This window comes from Niastella caeni, assembly GCF_004834005.1.
In the GTDB taxonomy this organism is placed as follows: Bacteria; Bacteroidota; Bacteroidia; order Chitinophagales; family Chitinophagaceae; genus Niastella; species Niastella caeni.
Genome location: NZ_STFF01000001.1, coordinates 794,743 through 813,898 on the forward strand (window position 1 = coordinate 794,743; position 19,156 = coordinate 813,898).

The following is a 19,156-nucleotide window of genomic DNA, read 5'->3' on the forward strand; positions in this document are numbered from 1 at the left end:
ATTTTTACAATGTATGCTACCTACCATGCATGTATGCATATATGTATAGCTATAACATGGAAGCTACTACAGACCGGGCTAAAAGGCTTTACAAAGCAATGGACGGAAGGGAGGGTAACAATGTCATCAAATTGGCTGATGTAATGGACAGCCATGCAGCTAGCTGCTATTTTTGTGCCTATTGTTCATAAAACTTCCTTTAAAAAGGCAGCTATCGAAAAAAAATGGCAGTAACGTCTTTATATTTAGGCAGTTATTATTTTTATTAAGATATACATTTATTTGATTAAACATCAATAATGCCTTATTGGGGACGTTTTTTTCCCCAATTTAAAAGAAAGCATTTTTGCCTTAAGCCACCACAACTGTTTAATGAAATAATACCATAATTAATCATAGTTTAAACAATATATGCCCCACTCCGGTTACCATACCCGGCGCAGGAATCGTAACCAGTTACCATGCATAATATTCTCGATATCTGCAGGTGCATATCCCCGTTGGGATAATAATACCGGCACCTTTTGCAGATCGGCAATGGTTTCGAGGTCGTAAGGAGATTGTTCTTTACCAAAAGCGCCATCCAGATCGGTACCAATGCCAACATGCAGTGTATTACCCGCCAGTTGACAGATATGATCCAGGTGATCGATCATTTTTTCGAGATTGCATTGCATTCCTTCGGGCGTTGATTGCTGCCGCACCCAGCCTGGCACCATCATCCACGCATCGAGCGCACCGCCGATCACAGCCCCCCGTTCTATCAACACTTTTATCATGTCATCACTGAACTGGCGATTATGATCAACCAGGGCACGGCAATTATTATGACTGGCCCATACCGGTCCGTTGAAGATGCGCATGGCATCCCAGAAGGCATCATCACATAAATGCGTTGCATCAAGGATCATATTGAGTCGCGCCATTTCTTTCAATAGTTCTTTACCGGCAGCCTGTAAGCCACCTGTGGCATCGGTGCCATTGGCATAACGCCCGGGGCCATAATGTGCCGGCCCAACCGCACGGAGCCCATACCCATAGGCAGTTTCAAGGTGTTTCAGGGTAATGAGTGAATCGGCGCCTTCGAGGCTCAGGATATAACCGATAGGTTTATTATCGTTGGGTTCGCCATTTAACCATAAGGAAAGATGAGCTTCAAGCGCTGCTTTATTTTTTATCATTACCATTTCACCGGCGTCTTCCATGGCTTTGTACCAGGCCAGTTGCGCCTGCGTTTGCGCCCATGCCTGTTCGGGTGAATGCCAGCCCGGTAACAAATTGTCCGGTGCTACATAACGGCCGATTTGGGTGGCAACGACAAGACCAATATTTCCCTGCCGTAATTCAGGTAAAGCTACTGTGCCCTTCGCCCTGTCGGGCTTATCTGTTAAACCTGCCTCGCGCTTACGAATGTGCATGACTGATTGCCGCAGATCGCGGTTCCATTCCATGGCATTCATACTTAAATCAAGATGTGCGTCTATGGTGAACATGGGTTAGTTCTTGGTTCTTAGTTTTTGGTTTTTGGTTTTTAGTTCTGGAGTTTTAGCTCCTTTTTTCGTTTGTTACCAGTTACTCCCGGTTATGATTGAATCTTGCAACTGTATTTCACTTCAACATTGAACATTCGATATTCGATATTCAACTGTTTCCTGCCTTTCCTTCTTCACTCCTCTGTTTCTCATTTTTCATTCCTCATTTCACTATCGTATAATCCTTCCCGATGATCCCGTTTGCATAAACTGCTCCACTTCTGATTTCGTGATAATAGCCCAGTCGCCATGAATGCTTTGCTTTAAGGCGCCACAGGCCGTAGCAAATTCAATGATCGATTGCGGTTCATACGCATTCATAATACCATACAACATACCGCCGGTAAAAGCATCGCCACTTCCGATCTGGTCGGTTATAAAAGGCAGTTGACATCCAGCAGAAAAATAATATTTTCCGTGATGCATTAAAGCACCTGTATAAATATGCACAGGCCCTTCTGTTTTACGAAAACTCATGGCCAGTGTTTTCAAACCTGGTATTTGCTTTTGTAATTTTTCAGCACATTGTTTAAACCGGGTTTCCAGGGGCGCATCCGTATCGGTGGTGATGCCATAATATAGAGCCACTGAATCCAGATCGGCCACAACGATGTCGCTATGCTGTAACAGCGCCGGCATAATGGATGCGGCTTTTTTGCCATACTTCCATAACGTACTCCTGTAGTTGAAATCAGCCGAAATGATCAAACCGTTTTGCTTTGCCACTGCCAACGCCTCCCCACACACGTCGGCGGCGCTTTGTGAAACAGCAGCGGCCACGCCCGACCAATGAAAATACTGTGTACCATGCAATGCTTTTTTCCAATCGATCATCCCCGGTTGAAGCTCTGCATATGAGGAACCAGCCCGATCGTAAATAACCCGCGTACCGCGAATATGGTTACCTGGTTCGCTAAAGTATAACCCCAGCTTTTCACCGCCATACAATATATGGTTGGTTGCTACGCCATGGCCTTGCAACTGTTGTATACCAGACAACGCAAGATCATTATCCGGAACCCGGGTAATATACCGGGTAGTCACACCTAAGCGTGACAACAACACACAAGTATTGGCTTCCGCGCCTGCATACCACACTTTGTATTCCTGTGTTTGTAAAAAACGTTGCGACCCGGCACTGTGCAAACGCATTAAAAATTCTCCAAATGCGGTTAACTGAACCGGGCCATTTACGGATGACATCATCATTAAGTGCTTTTAACAATTATAACCCAAAAACTTAATGTGATAAAGTTTAATTGGTGAATCGTGCGTGGTGGGTCAATATAACTCAAACATTGCTTCAATCTCTACGGGTATATTATCAGGGAGGGAACCGAAACCTACTGCGCTGCGAACGCCAATCCCATTTTCCTCACCCCAAACCGCAGCAAACAATTCACTACAGCCATTTATAATGTAAGGATGCCGTTCAAAGTCAGGTGTGCAATTGACCATTCCCAGCACTTTGATGACCCGTTTTATTTTATCGAGGCAGCCAATGTGTGTTTTGATTGTTGCCAGCATGGTTAAGCCCACCTGGCGTGCGGCCAGCTTTCCCTCCTCAATACTCAACTCGCTTCCTATACGGCCAATGATCAACGTTTTATCTTCCCGCACCGGTCCATGGCCTGATAAATAAAGATATTTTCCATCGATCAGAAAAGGTTTGTACACTCCCAGGGGTGTAGGAGCAGGCGGTAATCTCAGTCCCAGTTTGTTGAATCTTTCTTCTGCGTTCATGTTCTTTGGTTTGATATTTATTTTTATCCTATTATCGAGCTCAAAAGTAGTACCCCGGCCAGCCCGGTTACAGCTACAATGGTCTCCATCACCGACCAGGTTTTTATAGTGTCTTTTATGCTTAGATTAAAATACTCTTTAAACATCCAAAAGCCGGCATCGTTTACATGCGAGAACAATAAACTGCCCGCGCCTATTGATAATACCATCAGGTTAGCGTCAACAGTTGATTTAGCCAATAAAGGCGCAATCAGGCCTGCCGTGGTCAATCCTGCTACGGTGGCCGATCCCACACAAATACGTATAATACCTGCCATACACCAGCCCAGGATCAGTGGGTGTACCGGCCAGGTTTGTAATGCCGATGCAATTTGCTGACTTACGCCGCTATCAGTTAACACCTGTTTCAATGCACCGGAGCCGGCAATGATCAGCAGGATCATACCAACATCCTTAACTGCATCTCCATAGATCGTCATCACCGATTTCATAGTTTTACCATTGGCAATTCCCAATGTAAAAGCCGCTATTAAAACAGATACCAACATAATCAGCCCCGGTTCGCTGATTAATGTCAAAACGCCTTTATATGATCCGTTTGCGCTAAAGAAATAATTTAAAACAGTTGTGGCTGTGAGCAGGAACACCGGTAATAATGAAGTAAGAAAACTATTGGCAGTGCCGGGCAATTGTGTTTTGTTCATCGCCTGAGGCCTGAACATTTCCAAAGGTTCTGCTGAAATATTTTTAATAGTTTTTGAAAACAGCGGACCAGCAATGATAATGGCAGGAATTGCAATTATCAATCCGTATAATAAGGTAACCCCCATATTGGCGTTGAATTGCAATACCAATGACGCGGGCGAAGGATGTGGCGGTAAAAAACCATGTGTAACGGATAGCGCTGCCAGCATAGGCAAACCGATGTATACGGCTGGTAATTTATATTGATATACAACAGAAAAAATTAATGGCACCATCAATACAAAACCTACTCCATAAAACAAGGGTATGCCTATAATAAAGCCGGTGATCATTAATGCCCATTGCAGGTAGCGGGCGCCAAATGCATTCATCAACACCGTTGCTATCTTTTGCGCAGCCCCACTTTCCGCCACCAGTTTACCCAGCATAGCGCCCAGGCAAATGATGCTTACCAGTGAACCAAGCGTATCTCCTATTCCACGCTGAACAGCCGTCATAATTTTTTCAGCCGGTAATTGTAGTAACAAACCAGCCAATACCGATATAACCAGAAAAGCCAGGAAAGCATTCAGTTTACCCCACGTTATCAGCAGGATCAATATTATAATACAGATCAAAACGATTATGATAGACATAACTTAATTAATATTGAATGCCGAACGGCGAATACAAATGCCCTAATCTCAAAATTTTTGATTTACACTTCAACATTGGAAATTGAACACCTGCCTGCCGGCAGGCAGGTTCAATATTCAATATTATTCAATGATCACTTCATCGATCAACAACAGCGCATTACCGCCCGCGCCATACTCCCCTGCAGGAATAACGCCTTTGTTGACTCCTATGACTTTTATATATCTTGCCTGTACCGGTTTTACGGGTACATCCAGTTTATTAATTCCATTCATGGGGAAAGAGTTCTGCCGGTGTAATTCTGTAAAATGTTCTCCATCCGTTGATGCCAGCAGTTGTAGTGAAACAGGCGCCCACATACGCTGCCAATGATAGTTCAGTACATTCAGCCCCAGGCGATGAATAGTTTGCACAGATCCTAAATCAATCACCGCATGCAGGTCGCTGCCGCCAAAACCTATCCATTGCCCATCGTTATACCGGTTACTGCCAAACAACCCATTTACCAGGGCCGCAGCGCCGGGGTTGAACCGGTCGATCGGTTTATTTTTTATCACTGCCTGTGCGCCTACAGCCTTATGTATACGAAGATATTGATGGAATAATCTGCCAACCGGTTGTTTACGTTTATCAAATAGCAACGCCTTAATCGTAGATGTATTTTTTATATTTATTGTTCCGGTGTATAACGCGCTCTGCAAAGTGGGCACACTGTTATCAGTTGTATACCTGATCTCACCACCGGGTAAAGCACTTTGCAACGTTACCTGCACCGTATTATTTTGTGCAGGCGTTGCGGTATAAGATATTTCATCAAAAAGATTGGAATAATTAACTCCTTCCTGCTGCTGCAATAATTTTTGATGGCGTAACCGGCTCAGGAAATTATCGTAATTACGCAATGCCACCGGCGTCCATGCCAACTCTGCGAGCGCTAGGGCGCGGGGAAAGATCATGTAAGTTGCCTTTGCTGTACTGGTATAATACTCACTCCATGCCTGTCCTTCAACACCCGCCAGGTAGGTAGCGTTCATACTATCGGTACTACTCGCGAGCGGTTCATATCCATACACTTTTTGCAATGGCGTAAATCCACCTGCCGCCAATGGTTCTTCGGCGTATAACGATTGGTAATAATCAAAATAACAATGACTTTCAGGCGTCATAATTACCCGGTGGTGTTGTGCAATGGCAGCTTTACCACCTTCTTCTCCCCGCCAGCTCATTACCGTAGCATTAGGCGCTAAACCACCTTCCAAAATTTCATCCCAGCCAATGATCTGCCGTCCTTTACTGTTCAGGTATTTCTCCATGCGCTGAATGAAATAACTCTGCAAGGCATGTTCATCCTGCAAGCCCAATGCCTGTTTCCGTTGCTGGCATTTTGTACATGCTTTCCATCTTGTTTTAGGGCATTCATCGCCGCCAATGTGAATGTATATAGAAGGGAAAAGCGCCATCACCTCATCCAACACATTCTGCAAAAAAGAAAATGTGCTGTCATTACCGGCGCAATACACATCATCGAACACGCCCCAAAATGTAGCGGTTTTATAAGGCCCGCCCGTACAGCCTAATGCCGGATAAGCCGCGAGTGCCGCCGTGGCATGACCGGGCATTTCTATTTCGGGAATAATAGAGATCTGCCTGTCTGCGGCATATTGTACTACTTCTTTTATTTGTTCCTGGGTATAGTAACCGCCATACCGCTTGCCATCGAAGCGGTGTGGTAATTCTTTTTTATGCCCGATCAGAGTTTCATTGCGCCAGGCTGCCACCGATTGCAGTTTCGGGTATTTTTTTATTTCTATGCGCCAGCCCTGGTCATCGGTTAAATGCCAATGAAAGGTGTTGAATTTGTATAAGGCCAACAGGTTGATATACTTTTTGATAAAAGAAACCGGGAACAGATGCCGGCTCACATCGAGCGCCATGCTCCTGTATTCAAACCGCGGGTAATCATCGATGGTACAACCCGGCACTTTAATCTTAGTTTTTCCTGCACTCCATAATTGCCGCAAAGTTTGCAGCCCATATAAAACACCACCCGCATCATGGCCGATACAACGAATGGCTTTTTCATCAATAAGCAGCCGGTATCCTTCTTTATTGGGTATCTCCGTTGAATCAATTTCAATTGAAATAAAGTTATTGACTGGGGTGGTAGTAGTTACCATTAATCGCTTTCCCCCTGCGGCTATTACATAATCATTTAATAGTGCAGTTATTTTTTGTAACGCCTTATTGCCAGCAATAATTTTTGTTGCCGGATTGATATAGAAGCTGGCCGCCGATTGTTTTATTGCTACCGGTAAAGGGATCAGGGCAGGCAATGTATTATTCGCAGCCTGCGCCACAACGGCAAAAGGCATTAAAAAAAATATTACAAAACCCGCCAGGTATTTACTGCTGCTCTTCATAATCTACTGCTGCCACAATTTTTTATCTCCTTCCAATTCAATTCCACTGTATACGGCTACCGCCTTGTATTCGTATTGTTGTCCCTTTTTTAAGCCGCTGATGGTAGTTTTAAAAATGCCATTGTTATCAATGGGTACTGTAACCGACATCGTCCAGGGACCAGTATATAGATCTTCGATCTGACCATGGTACGGCCGGTAATAAAATCTTGCTTTCATAGGCTTTGCCGGTTTAAAATTGTGCACTTTACCTGATAATACCAGTGCCGTTCCGGATGAGCGGGCGTCTAACGTTTCCACCTGTACGGGTTCAATAGCCGGCTGTACGTTTTCCACCTTAATTACTACCGGATTTGGCCATTTATGATCGTCGTAAATTCGTTGCGTGCGAAAAACAGATACCACCAACCCGGTATCTGTTTGATGAAAGGAAGGAGTTACATTCTTTCCGGGTTTATATTCCTGCAGAATTCCGTTCTGGCCCAGCACACTGATTCTGGTATTGCCAGTTGACTTCACGGAGTGTAACACAAAACTCTTTTGGTCACCTTCTACCCAACCTGGTAAACCGGTAACAATGGCATACACGGTTTGCTTGTTGTTCGTTGCGGTGAACCAGATATTTTTTTCCCGGCTGATTACCCAGGGCTGCACACTGTCTACTGCTTCTTTATTAATAAAATACCAGGCTGCCAGTTCACGCAACCTGTCTTCCTGTTCACTTGCCATGGCGCCATTTGGTTTGGGACCGGTATTCAACAAAAGAGATCCGCCTTTGCTTCTTGCTTCTATCAGCAGTTCAATCAAAGCCGTGCCTGATTTGTATCTATCGTTGGTTGGTTGAAATTGCCAGGCCGTACCGATGGTGATACAGGAAAGCCAGGGTTTTTGAATAGTTACACCCGGCAACATTTGTTCGGTTGTTTTTAAAGCGCCTCTTGTAATTAAAATATCGGGTTGCAGCTTCCAACAGGTTGCTTTCACTACTTCCTTCGGGTCTCCATCAATAAACAACAGATCTATCTTTCCGTAATTGGTCATCAATTCCTCGCATTGTTTGCGGGTGAATTCATCAAATGCTGTTTTCACCGCATCGCTCATTACTACATTATCCCTGCTGATAAGCATATTGTGGGTATGCAGAAAATGAAAATCTTCGGGAGAAAAATAAAATCCTACCTGCAGCCCTGCCTTGCGGGTAGCATCTACAAAATCTTTCAGCAGGTCTTTGTGATAAGGCGTGTTCATTATGTTGAAACCGGTCGTCTTCGTATCCCACATACAAAAACCTGAGTGGTGTTTTGTAGTGAACATAATGTATTTCATTCCGGCCAGTTTCGCCAGGGTAGCAATCTCTTCCGGATCAAAACGGGCCGGGTTGAAAGTTTTTGGCAGCTCGTTGAAGTAGCGGTTTACATAATCTTCTGATGCGCCAACCAGGGAATGACTGATCACAATGCCTAATTGGGCATCTACATTAAAATGAATAAACAATCCTGCAGGTGCGTTTCGCAACCATTCTTCCCTTTCCGGTTTATTAAGATTATACTCACTGGCCTCGCCATCCTTCACTACATCGTGCTGCCCTTTAGATGTGAACCATTGTACCATGTAAATAAAAACAATCAACCATCTTTTTCCATTCATACCATCAGTTTCTTTAGAGTTTTAAAAAGAGGGCATGGACATGCCCTCCTGTTACACTTAAAACCTACTTGTAATGTGTACGAGAACTTATTTTAATCGTGAAACGGCAGACGGCAAACGTGAAATACTTGAACCGGCGGCATTTCCGACTGGTTTATTTGCCGTTTGCCGTTTCACGTTTTACTTATCCCACCAGATACGGGTTAAAAATTCATCGGAGCCCTGCCGGCTCACGGCAGCCTTATACGATTCAGCATTCAGGTTTTGTTCTGATAACGGATACAATCCACGCCTGAAAAATTTTCCGCCGGTTGCATTGCCCGGGTAGTTATTCGGAACCAATGCAGGATAACCGGTACGGCGGAAAGTAGCAAACACTTCCTGGCCATCCGGAAAAATACTTACCCAAAACTGTGTATATATCTGTTGCATTTGCTGATCGAATGTACCACCTGTATTAAGAGAATTATTTGCAACGTAGTTATTGATATCTGTTGTAGCTATTTCACCGGCGCTACCGGCAATAATTGCCCACTGACGCATGGCGGCTTCAATGCCGTTGCGGTACAACGAACTGGCTGTTGCCCCGGTATACCAACCTCTTAAGGCCGCTTCGGCCAGCAGAAAATAGGACTCGGCTGCAGTATATAACAGCAACGGTGAACCCATCAGTAAAACAGTTTTCGGGTTGGGTTCTGAATAGGTTACAAAATTGGATGGTTTGATATTAATAAATGTGGCCGGCATTCCCTTCTGAATGGCCGTATCGGTACTGGGCGCCCCATTCACCCAAACCACTGAAAAAACCGGTAAGCGCGGATCTTTGGTTGATTTGAGATAATTAATAAATACATCCTGGTACTTGCCTCCTTCTGTATTGGTAGATCCATTCTGGGCAATATAATCGCTGTTCCATAAATTAAATACCAGCGGATTTTTATTAATATCCTGGCCGGTACCGATGTAAGCAATTTTAGCGATATCGCCATCCTGCATAATAACACCACCTGCAATTGCTTTTGTTACCCAGGTTCTTGCCAGGGCAGCGTCTACTTTTGTCATACGCATGCCCAGCCTTAGCATTAAAGAATAAGCGAATTTTTTCCATTTATCAATATTGCCGCCATACATCAGGTCCGATGTTCCAAAAGTAGTTTTTGAAGCATCGAAAATTTGCACAGCCGATTCAAGTTCAGCAAGCAGGTTAGCATAAATGTCTTTTTGCGGGTCATAGGCAGGTTTGTACAAGGTTGAATCGTATCCCAGCCCGGCCTGAAAATAGGGTATGTCGCCATACAGGTCGGTAAGCCGGCTAAAACAGTACACCCGCCATATTTTCGCTGCGGCGAGCATATTTACTTTGCCTGCATCATCCTTTACCGCCTTGATCACAATTCCAATTTCATTAATCTCATTCGGGTAAGCGCGGCTGAAAGCGGCAGCAGTTTGAGAACTTTGGTTGGTAACATACTTCGACCCAAAACCGGCCACATCATTATAGCTGGTAGTGTATTGCATATGCCCCAAAAACAAAGGGAGCATATTGGAAGCACCATCATATTGCGCTTTGGTAAATACAAACTGAGGTACTACCGTTGAAACGGCATTCGGGTTGGTATTGATTTCTTCAAAATTCTTATCGCACGATTGCAGGATAAATACACCAAACATTATAACCAGGCAGGCCGTATATGTTTTTATGAGTTTTGTCATCGTTCGTCAATTTTTTAAGAATTATAATTTGATACCCAGGTTCAGGCCATATGATCTTGTACGCGGCAAGCCAATAGATTCAAATCCCTGGGCATTGCTGTTGGTAAAACTTTGTTCAGGATCAAAATTGTCGGTTTGCCTGTAAAGGATGGCCAGGTTACGGGCAACGAAAGAAAGACTGGCCGCCTGAATTTTCAGGATCTTTATTTTACTTACCGGGATGTTATACGATAAGATCACCTGCCTGAGCTTTACAAAACTGCCATCATGTAAAAACAATTCAGAATAGGTTTTGTAGTTGTCATAGTATGGCCGCAGATTGGCAACCGATACGGTTCTTGAATACGGATTGCCGGCCTGGTCAACCCCCTTTAGCTCAAGTCCGTTTTCACGGCCCGGCAGCGTACTCTTCAATTTACCCATACGGGTAGCATATAATTCGAAGATGGAGAAAACTTTATTGCCGAATTTACCATCGAGCAAAAAGCTGAACGAAAAGTCTTTATACCTGAATTCATTGGTAAGGCCCATGGTAAGCGGCGCCACACTGTTGCCTAATTCCTGCAACGGGCTTACAACCGGCAATCCTGTGGTAGCATTAAAAACCGTATTGCCATCATCATCTTTTACCATTCGGGTACCTACGAGTGTACCAAAAGGTTTTCCTTCGATATGGTTAAGGAAACACCAGTTACCAACAGTGTTGGCTATCTGGATGCTTTTTAGCCCGGGGGCCAATTGAATTACTTCACTGTTATTATAGGCTACATTATAGCTAACGTTCCAGCTAAATTTACCTGCAACCGGTTTACCCGTCAATAACACCTCGATACCCTTGTTACCTAATTCACCTACATTCAGAATTACATTGTTATAACCCGAGGTAGAAGAAATAGCGGTGTTTACAATGTCGTTGGTTGTTTTACGGTTGTAAAAAGTAAAATCAAGGCCCAGCCGGTTTTTCAGCATTTGCAGTTCAATACCGGCTTCGTAGGTAGTTGAAGTATATGGCTTCAGGTTGGGATTTGAGATATTATTACTGGTTACATTCAATAATGCCGGCCCCGAACTGGGCACATTGCTGTAGGTAAGATTGATAGCGTATGGATCGGGCGCTCCGCCGCCCACCTTCGCCCATGAGCCTCTTAGTTTGGCAAAGTTAAAAAAGGAAGGGAGGTTAACTGCATCAGACAGTATAAAGGTTCCGCCTACACTCGGGTAAAAAATATGGTTATTTTTAGCACTGAGGGTCGAGAACCAGTCTTCGCGCCCGGTTAACGTAATAAAAAACAGGTTTTTGTAATCGAAGTCAACTGAACCAAATACCGAATTCGTGGTAATTCGACCGTTATAGGGGGTAGTAGATGCTGTTGACAAATTAGAAAAACTGTAGTAATAAGGTATGGTAAAATTTCTGCCGCTCAGGTTAAGCTGATCATTATTGAATTTGCGGCTATTTGCACCTACCATTGCCGAAACGCCGATTATGCCGGCCAGGGAAGTTTTGTAGGAGGCAGTAATCATGGCATTGGTTTCAGACACATCCGACTTTAAACCTGCATACTCGCCATTCGGCGTATACAGCGTGCCGGTAGGCATTACGTGCATGTAATTATAGTTATAAAAATCCCGGCTTATCGAGCCTTTGAATACCAGGTTTTTTACCAGCTCATACGAAATATCGGCCTGCCCTATAAACCGGTTCTTCCGGTCCTTTTCCTGCCATTTATTACGCACAAAATACCCATTCGAGGCTATGGCTACATCGTTCCATATCGTTTCGTTGCCGTTTGCATCATAACCGGGATCGAGCCAGCGCACATCGGCCGTATTGGCGATTTCAAGAGGCGTCCAGTTCGGATTTCCCAGGGCATCGCCGGCCATTGTGCGATTATTCCCTTCTTCAAGATTATATTGAGCTATTGCTTCAATACTCAGTTTATCGCTTAGTTTACTGTTAACAGAAAGGTTAAAGGTTTTGCGCTTATACGTAGTATTTGGTAAAATACCTTTACTGTTCAGATCGGCAGCGGAGAACCGGAAGTTAAATTTATCGGTACCGCCGGTAAACGCTATGGTATTGGTAAAAGTGGTTCCTGTTTGATAAAAATTCTGCAGGTTCTTTTTTTGTGCTTCATAAGGATGCGTTTTGCCATCAACACCAACATAATCTTTCGAGCCATCAATTTTTGAACCCCACGAAAATCTGCCGCTGGCCTGTGAAGCAGCAAGGGTTGTTGGCTTTACCCCCTGAGCGCCCTGGCCATATTCGTACTGGAAATCGGGAATAACAGCAACGTTCTCCATGGTATAGGTTGAATTATATTCTACACCAATTCCCCGTTGCGTTCTTCCTTTTTTCGTAGTAATAAGAATAACCCCATTCGCCGCCCGCGAGCCGTACAAGGCAGCGGCTGTACCGCCCTTTAACACACTTATTGATTCAATATCATCAGGGTTTATACCGGCTATGCCATCGCCACGGTCAACATTGAAAGTAATACCATTTACAGTAGGCGCACCACCCGGTACCGAATTATCGATCGGCATTCCGTTAATTACATACAGCGGCTGGTTATCGCCATTCAAAGAACCATTACCCCTTATTGTAACCCGGCTTGAGCCGCCGGGCCCCGTTGATAAACCGGCAGCATTAACGCCCGCAATTTTACCCGTAAGCGCATTGGCAATATTATTTTCACGAGCCTGGGTAAACTCACTTCCCTTTACTTCGGTAACGGCATAGGCAACCGCTTTCCGCTCTTTTTTCACCCCCAATGCCGTAACCACTACATTATCCAACACATCGCTGTTACCAGCTTTTAATAAAATGGTTATGGAAGCTTGTCCGGGTTCAATCGTGATCTGCTTTTTTTCAAAGCCTATGGAACTAACAGTAAGTTGAAAAGGTTTGGAACCGATACCGGCGGGAATGTTCAATACGAAATTCCCCCTGAGATCGGTGGTGGTGGATGACTCGCTTCCATTGGAAGCCAGGCTCACCGTGACGTTGGGAATGCCTGCCTGGTCGGCTTCATTTTTTACAACGCCCCTCAATTGGGCAGACTGTGCCAGGCCGGAGAGAGAGAATAACAATTGAAAAAATAGCAGCAAGCTGCCCGAAGCAATTAGTTTGACTCGTTTCATAAGCGTTTTGTGTTGAGTAGAAATGTTATGGTTACTTGCAAAATCTGCCTCAATTTAATAACAAAAAAGAAATAACTGCAAAATATTTGCAATTAAAATAATAATAGTTGCAAATAGTTAGCGTGTTCACATTACATACACTTTGCTGCCTGATGTAAGGATTAACTCAATAATAATTGATTTTCAATCAATAACGCGGATGTCAATAAATTGATCTGATGTTGCGGAATTTAGGGCCAAACTTTGCAAAATATTTGCAAAGTTTGTATTATTGCAAAGATTGCAGAAATAGAAAGTTTAAAATCTTTCTGTTTTAATTAAATGGTCTAAAAAATAAAATGCGGCAACCCTTAGAAGAAGCCATTTTATTTCGAGGTAAATATTGAATTTTGTCTATTGGAGCGAGGAACGACCCGATCCATTAATGTTTGAATAGTTTATGGCAAATAATAACTCAAATACTCCTTCGCCAATTGCTTTGCAAAAGAAGGAAAGAAAGAAGCTGATCACCAAACAGGTGAACATCCATACCCGTTTAATGTTTACCGACCTGGTTAAACTGATAGATGTTTCGGAAGATACCATCCGGCGCGATGTAAATGAACTGGCCGAAGAGGGACATGTGATAAGGATCAAAGGCGGCGTAATGTCGGCTGCTTATCATATTGGCCATGAATCACAAACCTATTCCCAACAAAATAAAGAGATCATTGCCGATAAAACCCTTCAGTTATTGAAAGAGGATATGATCGTACTGATCGGCGGTGGCACCACCATCAGAGAGTTCATTAAAAAAATCCCCTCTACTTTACGCGCTACTTTCATTACAGTCAATGTGCTTACCGCGGTTGAACTGCTCGATAAGCCGATGATCAAAACCATTATGATCGGCGGACAAATTTCTACCTACAGCCAAATGACCGTAAGCGGCGAAGTTTTTCAATACCTCAGTAATATTAAAGCCGATCTGTGCATCCTGGGCATCAATGCCATCGATTCAAACAGCGGGCTTACCGATTCTGACTGGGAAACCATCCAGGTTAAAAAAGCCATGATCAACGCTGCGGAAAAGGTAGCGGTACTTACCATTTCTGAAAAACTCAATTCGGTAATGCAAATGAAAATTGCCGATGTAAATGAAATCAATTATTTGATTACGGAACTGCCGCCCGACAGTCATGAATTGCAGGCTTACAAAGCAAAAAATCTCACCCTTTTATAATTGTAAAATGACGTTGGTCTGTTATTGCCAACTTCTTGCTGTGGGTATATTTAGGGGCTGCTGTTTAAGTCAAAAGGGGTCAGGTTGAAAAGTTGGGGAACTGTAGTGACATAGCTGCAAGTTATTATGATATCTTAATTTCTGTGGATTGGGAGTTTACTATTTCTATCAATTTAACTAAACCTGGGCGAATTGATATAATTCTTTATAAGTGGCGAAATATTCCCTTCCAATGCGTATTTATGCAATTATCCTTGCTAACTCTGAATTAACCCTCGTTCATTAAGAATGATCAATGACGTATTATTTTGCATCGATTCCTGACTATTTTGTATCAATTCTTTTAAATAGATCATCCATGACCAACTTTGGAGCATCAGTACGTAATATTTCAACATAAGTATATAACATGTGCATGTAAGTAATGACTTTACATGATTAATTATTTACTAATGCTCCATAGTTATGAAGTTATTAGTAAATGTTGTAAAGGCTTTTCCATATTTAATTATAATTGCTCCAAAGATTAGTGAGAGTGGTGCAAAGTTTAGTCAGGTTGGTCCAAATTTAGCTACCGATGAGTCATAGTAAGTTACTAATGCGGCATAATGTCTCGTCCTAAAATAGCTACATTAGAGGTGTGACAAAGTTATAAAGATGTTATTTAGTTGACAACCTTGCCCGGAATGTTTCCCAACTTTGTCAAACATTGACAACTTTGCGCGGAATAAACAAGAGAAGTCACCTTATTGTTTGAAGTTAATGCTCTCCCATAATTTGATTTGATCCCCTAATTAAGCCGGTACATTATATTTCATCCCAATATAACAACGGGCTTTTACGATTTTATAATCCCGAATAAAAAGTTCGCATCCAGCAAAACAAAAAGTGGATAACTATTTACGACCAGTTGCAATTGGCAAATGAAATGGGAATATCATTTTAGCGTATATTGCACACTGTTAATACATTAGTGTAGGCATTACACTTTTTTATCAGGATACAACAGTTGTTAGGATTTTTTTCCCAAACCGTAAGGCCGGATCTCATACAACATCCGGCTTTACAATCTCTCCCTTAATCAAAAACCGCAGCATTTATTTATTGTACAGCTATGTTGTTGTATTAAAATCCCCCTTTAAATGCTCCCAACTACTCTACACCGTTATTGGTAATGGCTTTTTATTATCCATTCATACCCAGCGCCTCCTATAATAAAAAAAGTTAACCTAAAAAGTAGCGTTCTTATGAAAAAACTTTTCAGGGAAGAAAGAGTTTATGAATAAGGTGGTTGTGACGGATTAAAGAAATTAAAAATCAGAAATAACAAATGAGAAAGTGCTCTCCGAACTTTTTCATTCCTCATTTTTAATTTTTCATTCTTCATTTCCATTCTCCGGTTCTTCTTCCACGTTTAACGTAGACTTTCCAATCAGGGCAACGGCGTCCTCTTTCGGTAATTCCTGAACGTCGCGCAATCTTCTCTCAATCGCTCTCGTACGCACCCCTGCCTGTTCTATTACATTACTGGCCTCCTGCAATTTCTTCTGCGTTTTCTCCAGTATACCGCCGAAGTTGCCGAACTCCGTTTTTACCGCACCCAGCAATTGCCATACTTCGCCCGACCTTTTTTCAATGGCCAGCGTTCTGAAACCCATTTGCAAACTATTGAGTAAAGCCGACAAAGTAGTAGGCCCCGTGATGATGATCTTATGTTCGCGTTGAATGGATTCAAACAATCCGGGTGTGCGCAACACTTCTGCATACAAACTTTCGAAGGGCAAAAACAAAATGGCGAAGTCTGTTGTATTAGGCGGATCAACATATTTACTGCTGATATCCAGGGCACATTTACGAATGCCTTTTACAAAGCTCTTTCTGATCTCTTCTATCAGCTCGGGCATGGCCTTGTCATATGCATCCATCAACAGTTCAAAATCTTCTTTGGGGAATTTTGAATCGATGGGCAGCCACACCGATTTATCTTTATCACCCCGGCCCGGGAGCTTTATGGCAAACTCCACCAGGGCATTGGACCCTTCTTTGGTTTTTACATTCCGTCCATATTGATCAATAGTTAAGATCTGCTCCAGGATATTCTCCAACTGGTACTCGCCCAACACGCCTCTTGCTTTTACATTGGTGAGCACTCTTTTTAGATCGCCTACCCCGGTTGCCAGTTGTTGCATATCGCCCAGTCCTTTGTGCACTGCTTCCAACCGCTCGCTTACCAGTTTAAACGATTCGCCCAGGCGGGCCTCCAGTGTTTTCTGCAATTTTTCATCAACCGTTGCGCGCATTTCATCGAGCTTGCGTTCATTGCCGGTTTGCATGTCGGCCATCTTTTTTTCCAGCGTTTCGCGCATTTGATCGAGCCGGGCGGAGGTAGCTGTATTTTGCTCGGTCTGTTTATCCAATAAGGCGAAGAAATTATCTTTTTGAACCGTATTGGCATTGGTCATGGTTTGGTTAATGAGCTCACCAAAATTTTTAAGCGAGGCCGCCAGTTCGGCGCGGATGCGTTGGGTATTGTCGCCATTCTCCTGCCGGTTGGTCACCATTTCCTGTTTTACGGCCGCTTCTACCCGCGCAATTTCGGTTAACACATTTTCCATTTTATATTTCATAGCCATGTAGTCGGTATTGTTTTTACCCGCCATGGCTTTCCAGGCAACAACCAGGGTAATGATGCTTACCAACAACAAAATGGTCAGCAGCACTATTAAAATAGTTTCCATGTTAATGGTATTGATGTGTCAATTTAAGGAAATGAGCAGACAATAAAAAGCCCCGATATGAATATCGGGGCTGTTACTCTCAACACTTAATATGTAACTTATTTTACATCCCAGAAAACTTTTGTCGTTACATTATCGCTTGATTTTACTGCTGCATAATTGGTTGTATTAAACGAACTTTCCGTTGAAGGATATAGGAAGCGGGTAGGCGGATTAGGTGATAATACCGAAGACCCGTCGGTTGGGAAAGTTAACGCAGGCAACTTGGTTCTGCGATATTCAGCCCATGCCTGATGTGCCTGTATTACACCGAAATCAATCCACTTTTGTGTAGCGATCTTGGCCAGGTTGTTGGTCCCGTAAGCCACAATGGGATTAGCCAGGTACAAAGCAATGGTTGCATCAGAAGGCATAGCATCTTTTGCACCGGTATAGCTACTGGCGTTATTGATACTTACATAAAATTGTATAGATTGTTTAACACCGGCATCATACGCAGTTTTTGCGGTTCCACCACCCCATCTTTCATACACTTCTGCTTTCAGGAAACTTACTTCTGCCGCGGTAAAAATAATACCGGGGAACAGGTTATTTTCAGTGAACGTGGTTGAATCCCAACGAGAGAAATAGTTAGCCGTTGTAGAATCGCTCACACGGGTTGCATTCCATGTATTGGGAACGCCATGGTATTCACCATTTTTATTGGCAGTAAAGTAAATGGGTAACCGTGGATCATTGGCAGGCCACATGATGTCATCAACCATTTTACCGGGCGCGAACGGATTCACCCCAAAACCATTTCTGATATCATTCAATGAAACCAGCGAACTGGTGGTGCTTGATGGTTGAATTTTTATGCTTTCGCTGGCCGCATCGATCAACGGATACTTTGTTGTATTACCCAGGATAGTTTGTACCAGCGATTTAGCTGTTGTTTCATCCTTATAAGAAATACGCATAGCCAGGCGTAAAATCAGCGAATTACAATACTTTCTCCACATGGTAACGGAACCTTTGTTCACATAATCATATGAAGTAAACTGGTTCAAATAAAACGCATCCGGAGTTGCGGTAGACAGGTAATCGGAGATACGTTTCAACTCAGTTAAAATATTGGTGTAAATGTCGTCCCCTTTATCATATGAAGGCAGAACAACAATACCCTGTGCATTCAATTGACCGGCTGTTGAGAAAGGTATATCGCCATACATATCCACCATTTGCGCGGTTTGATCGTACAGGAAAATTCTGGCCGTTTCAAGGAATAGCAGATTACCGGTCTTTTCTGCATCAGTAGGGAGTTGGTTATAAAGCTTCTCAATTTCACGGTACCGGGCAAGAGTAGTTGTATAATAATAATCCCATCTATCCTTAGTATAGTTCACCGGCTGCTCATAAATCTTATTCCCCTGGGTATAGCCTGCGGTTTGGCTGTAAGTGCCTACTACAGGGATCTGCAATGTGAAAAGGCCCCAATATCTGGGTAATACTCTTTCATTAAACAATAAACCAGCATATAAACTGGGTATAGTAGCCGACACAGACCTATCGGGGTTGTAATAGCTATCTGTAAACTCCGATTTCTTACAACCCGTAACCAGTACGCCTGCTGCTATTATTAAAAGCGGGATTGATATAATAAGTTTTTTCATA

Annotated in this window: 11 protein-coding genes; 1 reads left to right on the forward strand and 10 read right to left on the reverse strand. The window is 43.2% G+C overall.

Translation table 11 applies throughout. The features are described from left to right. Window positions 1–425 precede the first annotated feature (425 nt). From FAM09_RS03060 to FAM09_RS03095, 8 genes are all read right to left on the reverse strand, one after another. Complete coding sequence (locus FAM09_RS03060; RefSeq protein ID WP_136575599.1) at window positions 426–1,493, reverse strand: dipeptidase; 1,068 nt, start codon at window positions 1,491–1,493, stop codon at window positions 426–428. 210 nt (window positions 1,494–1,703) lie between these two features. Beyond that, window positions 1,704–2,741: a sugar kinase gene (locus FAM09_RS03065; RefSeq protein ID WP_243751574.1), complete on the reverse strand. Its 1,038-nt coding sequence runs from the start codon at window positions 2,739–2,741 to the stop codon at window positions 1,704–1,706. A gap of 72 nt (window positions 2,742–2,813) precedes the next feature. Beyond that, complete coding sequence (locus tag FAM09_RS03070) at window positions 2,814–3,275, reverse strand: RidA family protein (RefSeq protein WP_136575600.1); 462 nt, start codon at window positions 3,273–3,275, stop codon at window positions 2,814–2,816. A gap of 23 nt (window positions 3,276–3,298) precedes the next feature. Beyond that, entirely contained in the window at window positions 3,299–4,615 is a 1,317-nt protein-coding gene (locus FAM09_RS03075; RefSeq protein WP_136575601.1) for a gluconate:H+ symporter, read from the reverse strand. A 123-nt stretch (window positions 4,616–4,738) separates the two neighbouring features. Continuing rightward, window positions 4,739–7,036, reverse strand: coding sequence for a glycoside hydrolase family 20 protein (locus tag FAM09_RS03080; protein WP_136575602.1), 2,298 nt, complete (start codon window positions 7,034–7,036; stop codon window positions 4,739–4,741). A 3-nt stretch (window positions 7,037–7,039) separates the two neighbouring features. Then, window positions 7,040–8,683, reverse strand: coding sequence for an alpha-L-fucosidase (locus tag FAM09_RS03085; protein ID WP_243751575.1), 1,644 nt, complete (start codon window positions 8,681–8,683; stop codon window positions 7,040–7,042). Between the two features lie 180 nt (window positions 8,684–8,863). Continuing rightward, complete coding sequence (locus FAM09_RS03090; RefSeq protein ID WP_136575603.1) at window positions 8,864–10,396, reverse strand: SusD/RagB family nutrient-binding outer membrane lipoprotein; 1,533 nt, start codon at window positions 10,394–10,396, stop codon at window positions 8,864–8,866. 21 nt (window positions 10,397–10,417) lie between these two features. Then, window positions 10,418–13,543, reverse strand: coding sequence for a SusC/RagA family TonB-linked outer membrane protein (locus FAM09_RS03095; RefSeq protein ID WP_136575604.1), 3,126 nt, complete (start codon window positions 13,541–13,543; stop codon window positions 10,418–10,420). Between the two features lie 439 nt (window positions 13,544–13,982). Here FAM09_RS03095 and FAM09_RS03100 point away from each other — a divergent pair, with 439 nt between their 5' ends. Further along, on the forward strand, window positions 13,983–14,765 hold the full coding sequence (locus tag FAM09_RS03100) for a DeoR/GlpR family DNA-binding transcription regulator (RefSeq protein WP_136575605.1): 783 nt from the start codon (window positions 13,983–13,985) through the stop codon (window positions 14,763–14,765). 1,376 nt (window positions 14,766–16,141) lie between these two features. Here the strand turns inward: FAM09_RS03100 and FAM09_RS03105 are convergent. Both FAM09_RS03105 and FAM09_RS03110 read right to left on the reverse strand, forming a co-directional pair. Next, window positions 16,142–17,503, reverse strand: a complete 1,362-nt coding sequence (locus tag FAM09_RS03105) for a DNA recombination protein RmuC (RefSeq protein ID WP_136575606.1) — start codon at window positions 17,501–17,503, stop codon at window positions 16,142–16,144. A gap of 98 nt (window positions 17,504–17,601) precedes the next feature. Further along, entirely contained in the window at window positions 17,602–19,155 is a 1,554-nt protein-coding gene (locus FAM09_RS03110; RefSeq protein WP_136575607.1) for a SusD/RagB family nutrient-binding outer membrane lipoprotein, read from the reverse strand. Window position 19,156 lies beyond the last annotated feature (1 nt).

Coding starts and splice junctions, on each gene's coding strand:
- FAM09_RS03060 (WP_136575599.1), bottom strand. CDS start 1,493: ATGTTCACCATAGACGCACATCTTGATTTAAGTATGAATGCCATGGAA.
- FAM09_RS03065 (WP_243751574.1), bottom strand. CDS start 2,741: ATGATGATGTCATCCGTAAATGGCCCGGTTCAGTTAACCGCATTTGGA.
- FAM09_RS03070 (WP_136575600.1), bottom strand. CDS start 3,275: ATGAACGCAGAAGAAAGATTCAACAAACTGGGACTGAGATTACCGCCT.
- FAM09_RS03075 (WP_136575601.1), bottom strand. CDS start 4,615: ATGTCTATCATAATCGTTTTGATCTGTATTATAATATTGATCCTGCTG.
- FAM09_RS03080 (WP_136575602.1), bottom strand. CDS start 7,036: ATGAAGAGCAGCAGTAAATACCTGGCGGGTTTTGTAATATTTTTTTTA.
- FAM09_RS03085 (WP_243751575.1), bottom strand. CDS start 8,683: ATGAATGGAAAAAGATGGTTGATTGTTTTTATTTACATGGTACAATGG.
- FAM09_RS03090 (WP_136575603.1), bottom strand. CDS start 10,396: ATGACAAAACTCATAAAAACATATACGGCCTGCCTGGTTATAATGTTT.
- FAM09_RS03095 (WP_136575604.1), bottom strand. CDS start 13,543: ATGAAACGAGTCAAACTAATTGCTTCGGGCAGCTTGCTGCTATTTTTT.
- FAM09_RS03100 (WP_136575605.1), top strand. CDS start 13,983: ATGGCAAATAATAACTCAAATACTCCTTCGCCAATTGCTTTGCAAAAG.
- FAM09_RS03105 (WP_136575606.1), bottom strand. CDS start 17,503: ATGGAAACTATTTTAATAGTGCTGCTGACCATTTTGTTGTTGGTAAGC.
- FAM09_RS03110 (WP_136575607.1), bottom strand. CDS start 19,155: ATGAAAAAACTTATTATATCAATCCCGCTTTTAATAATAGCAGCAGGC.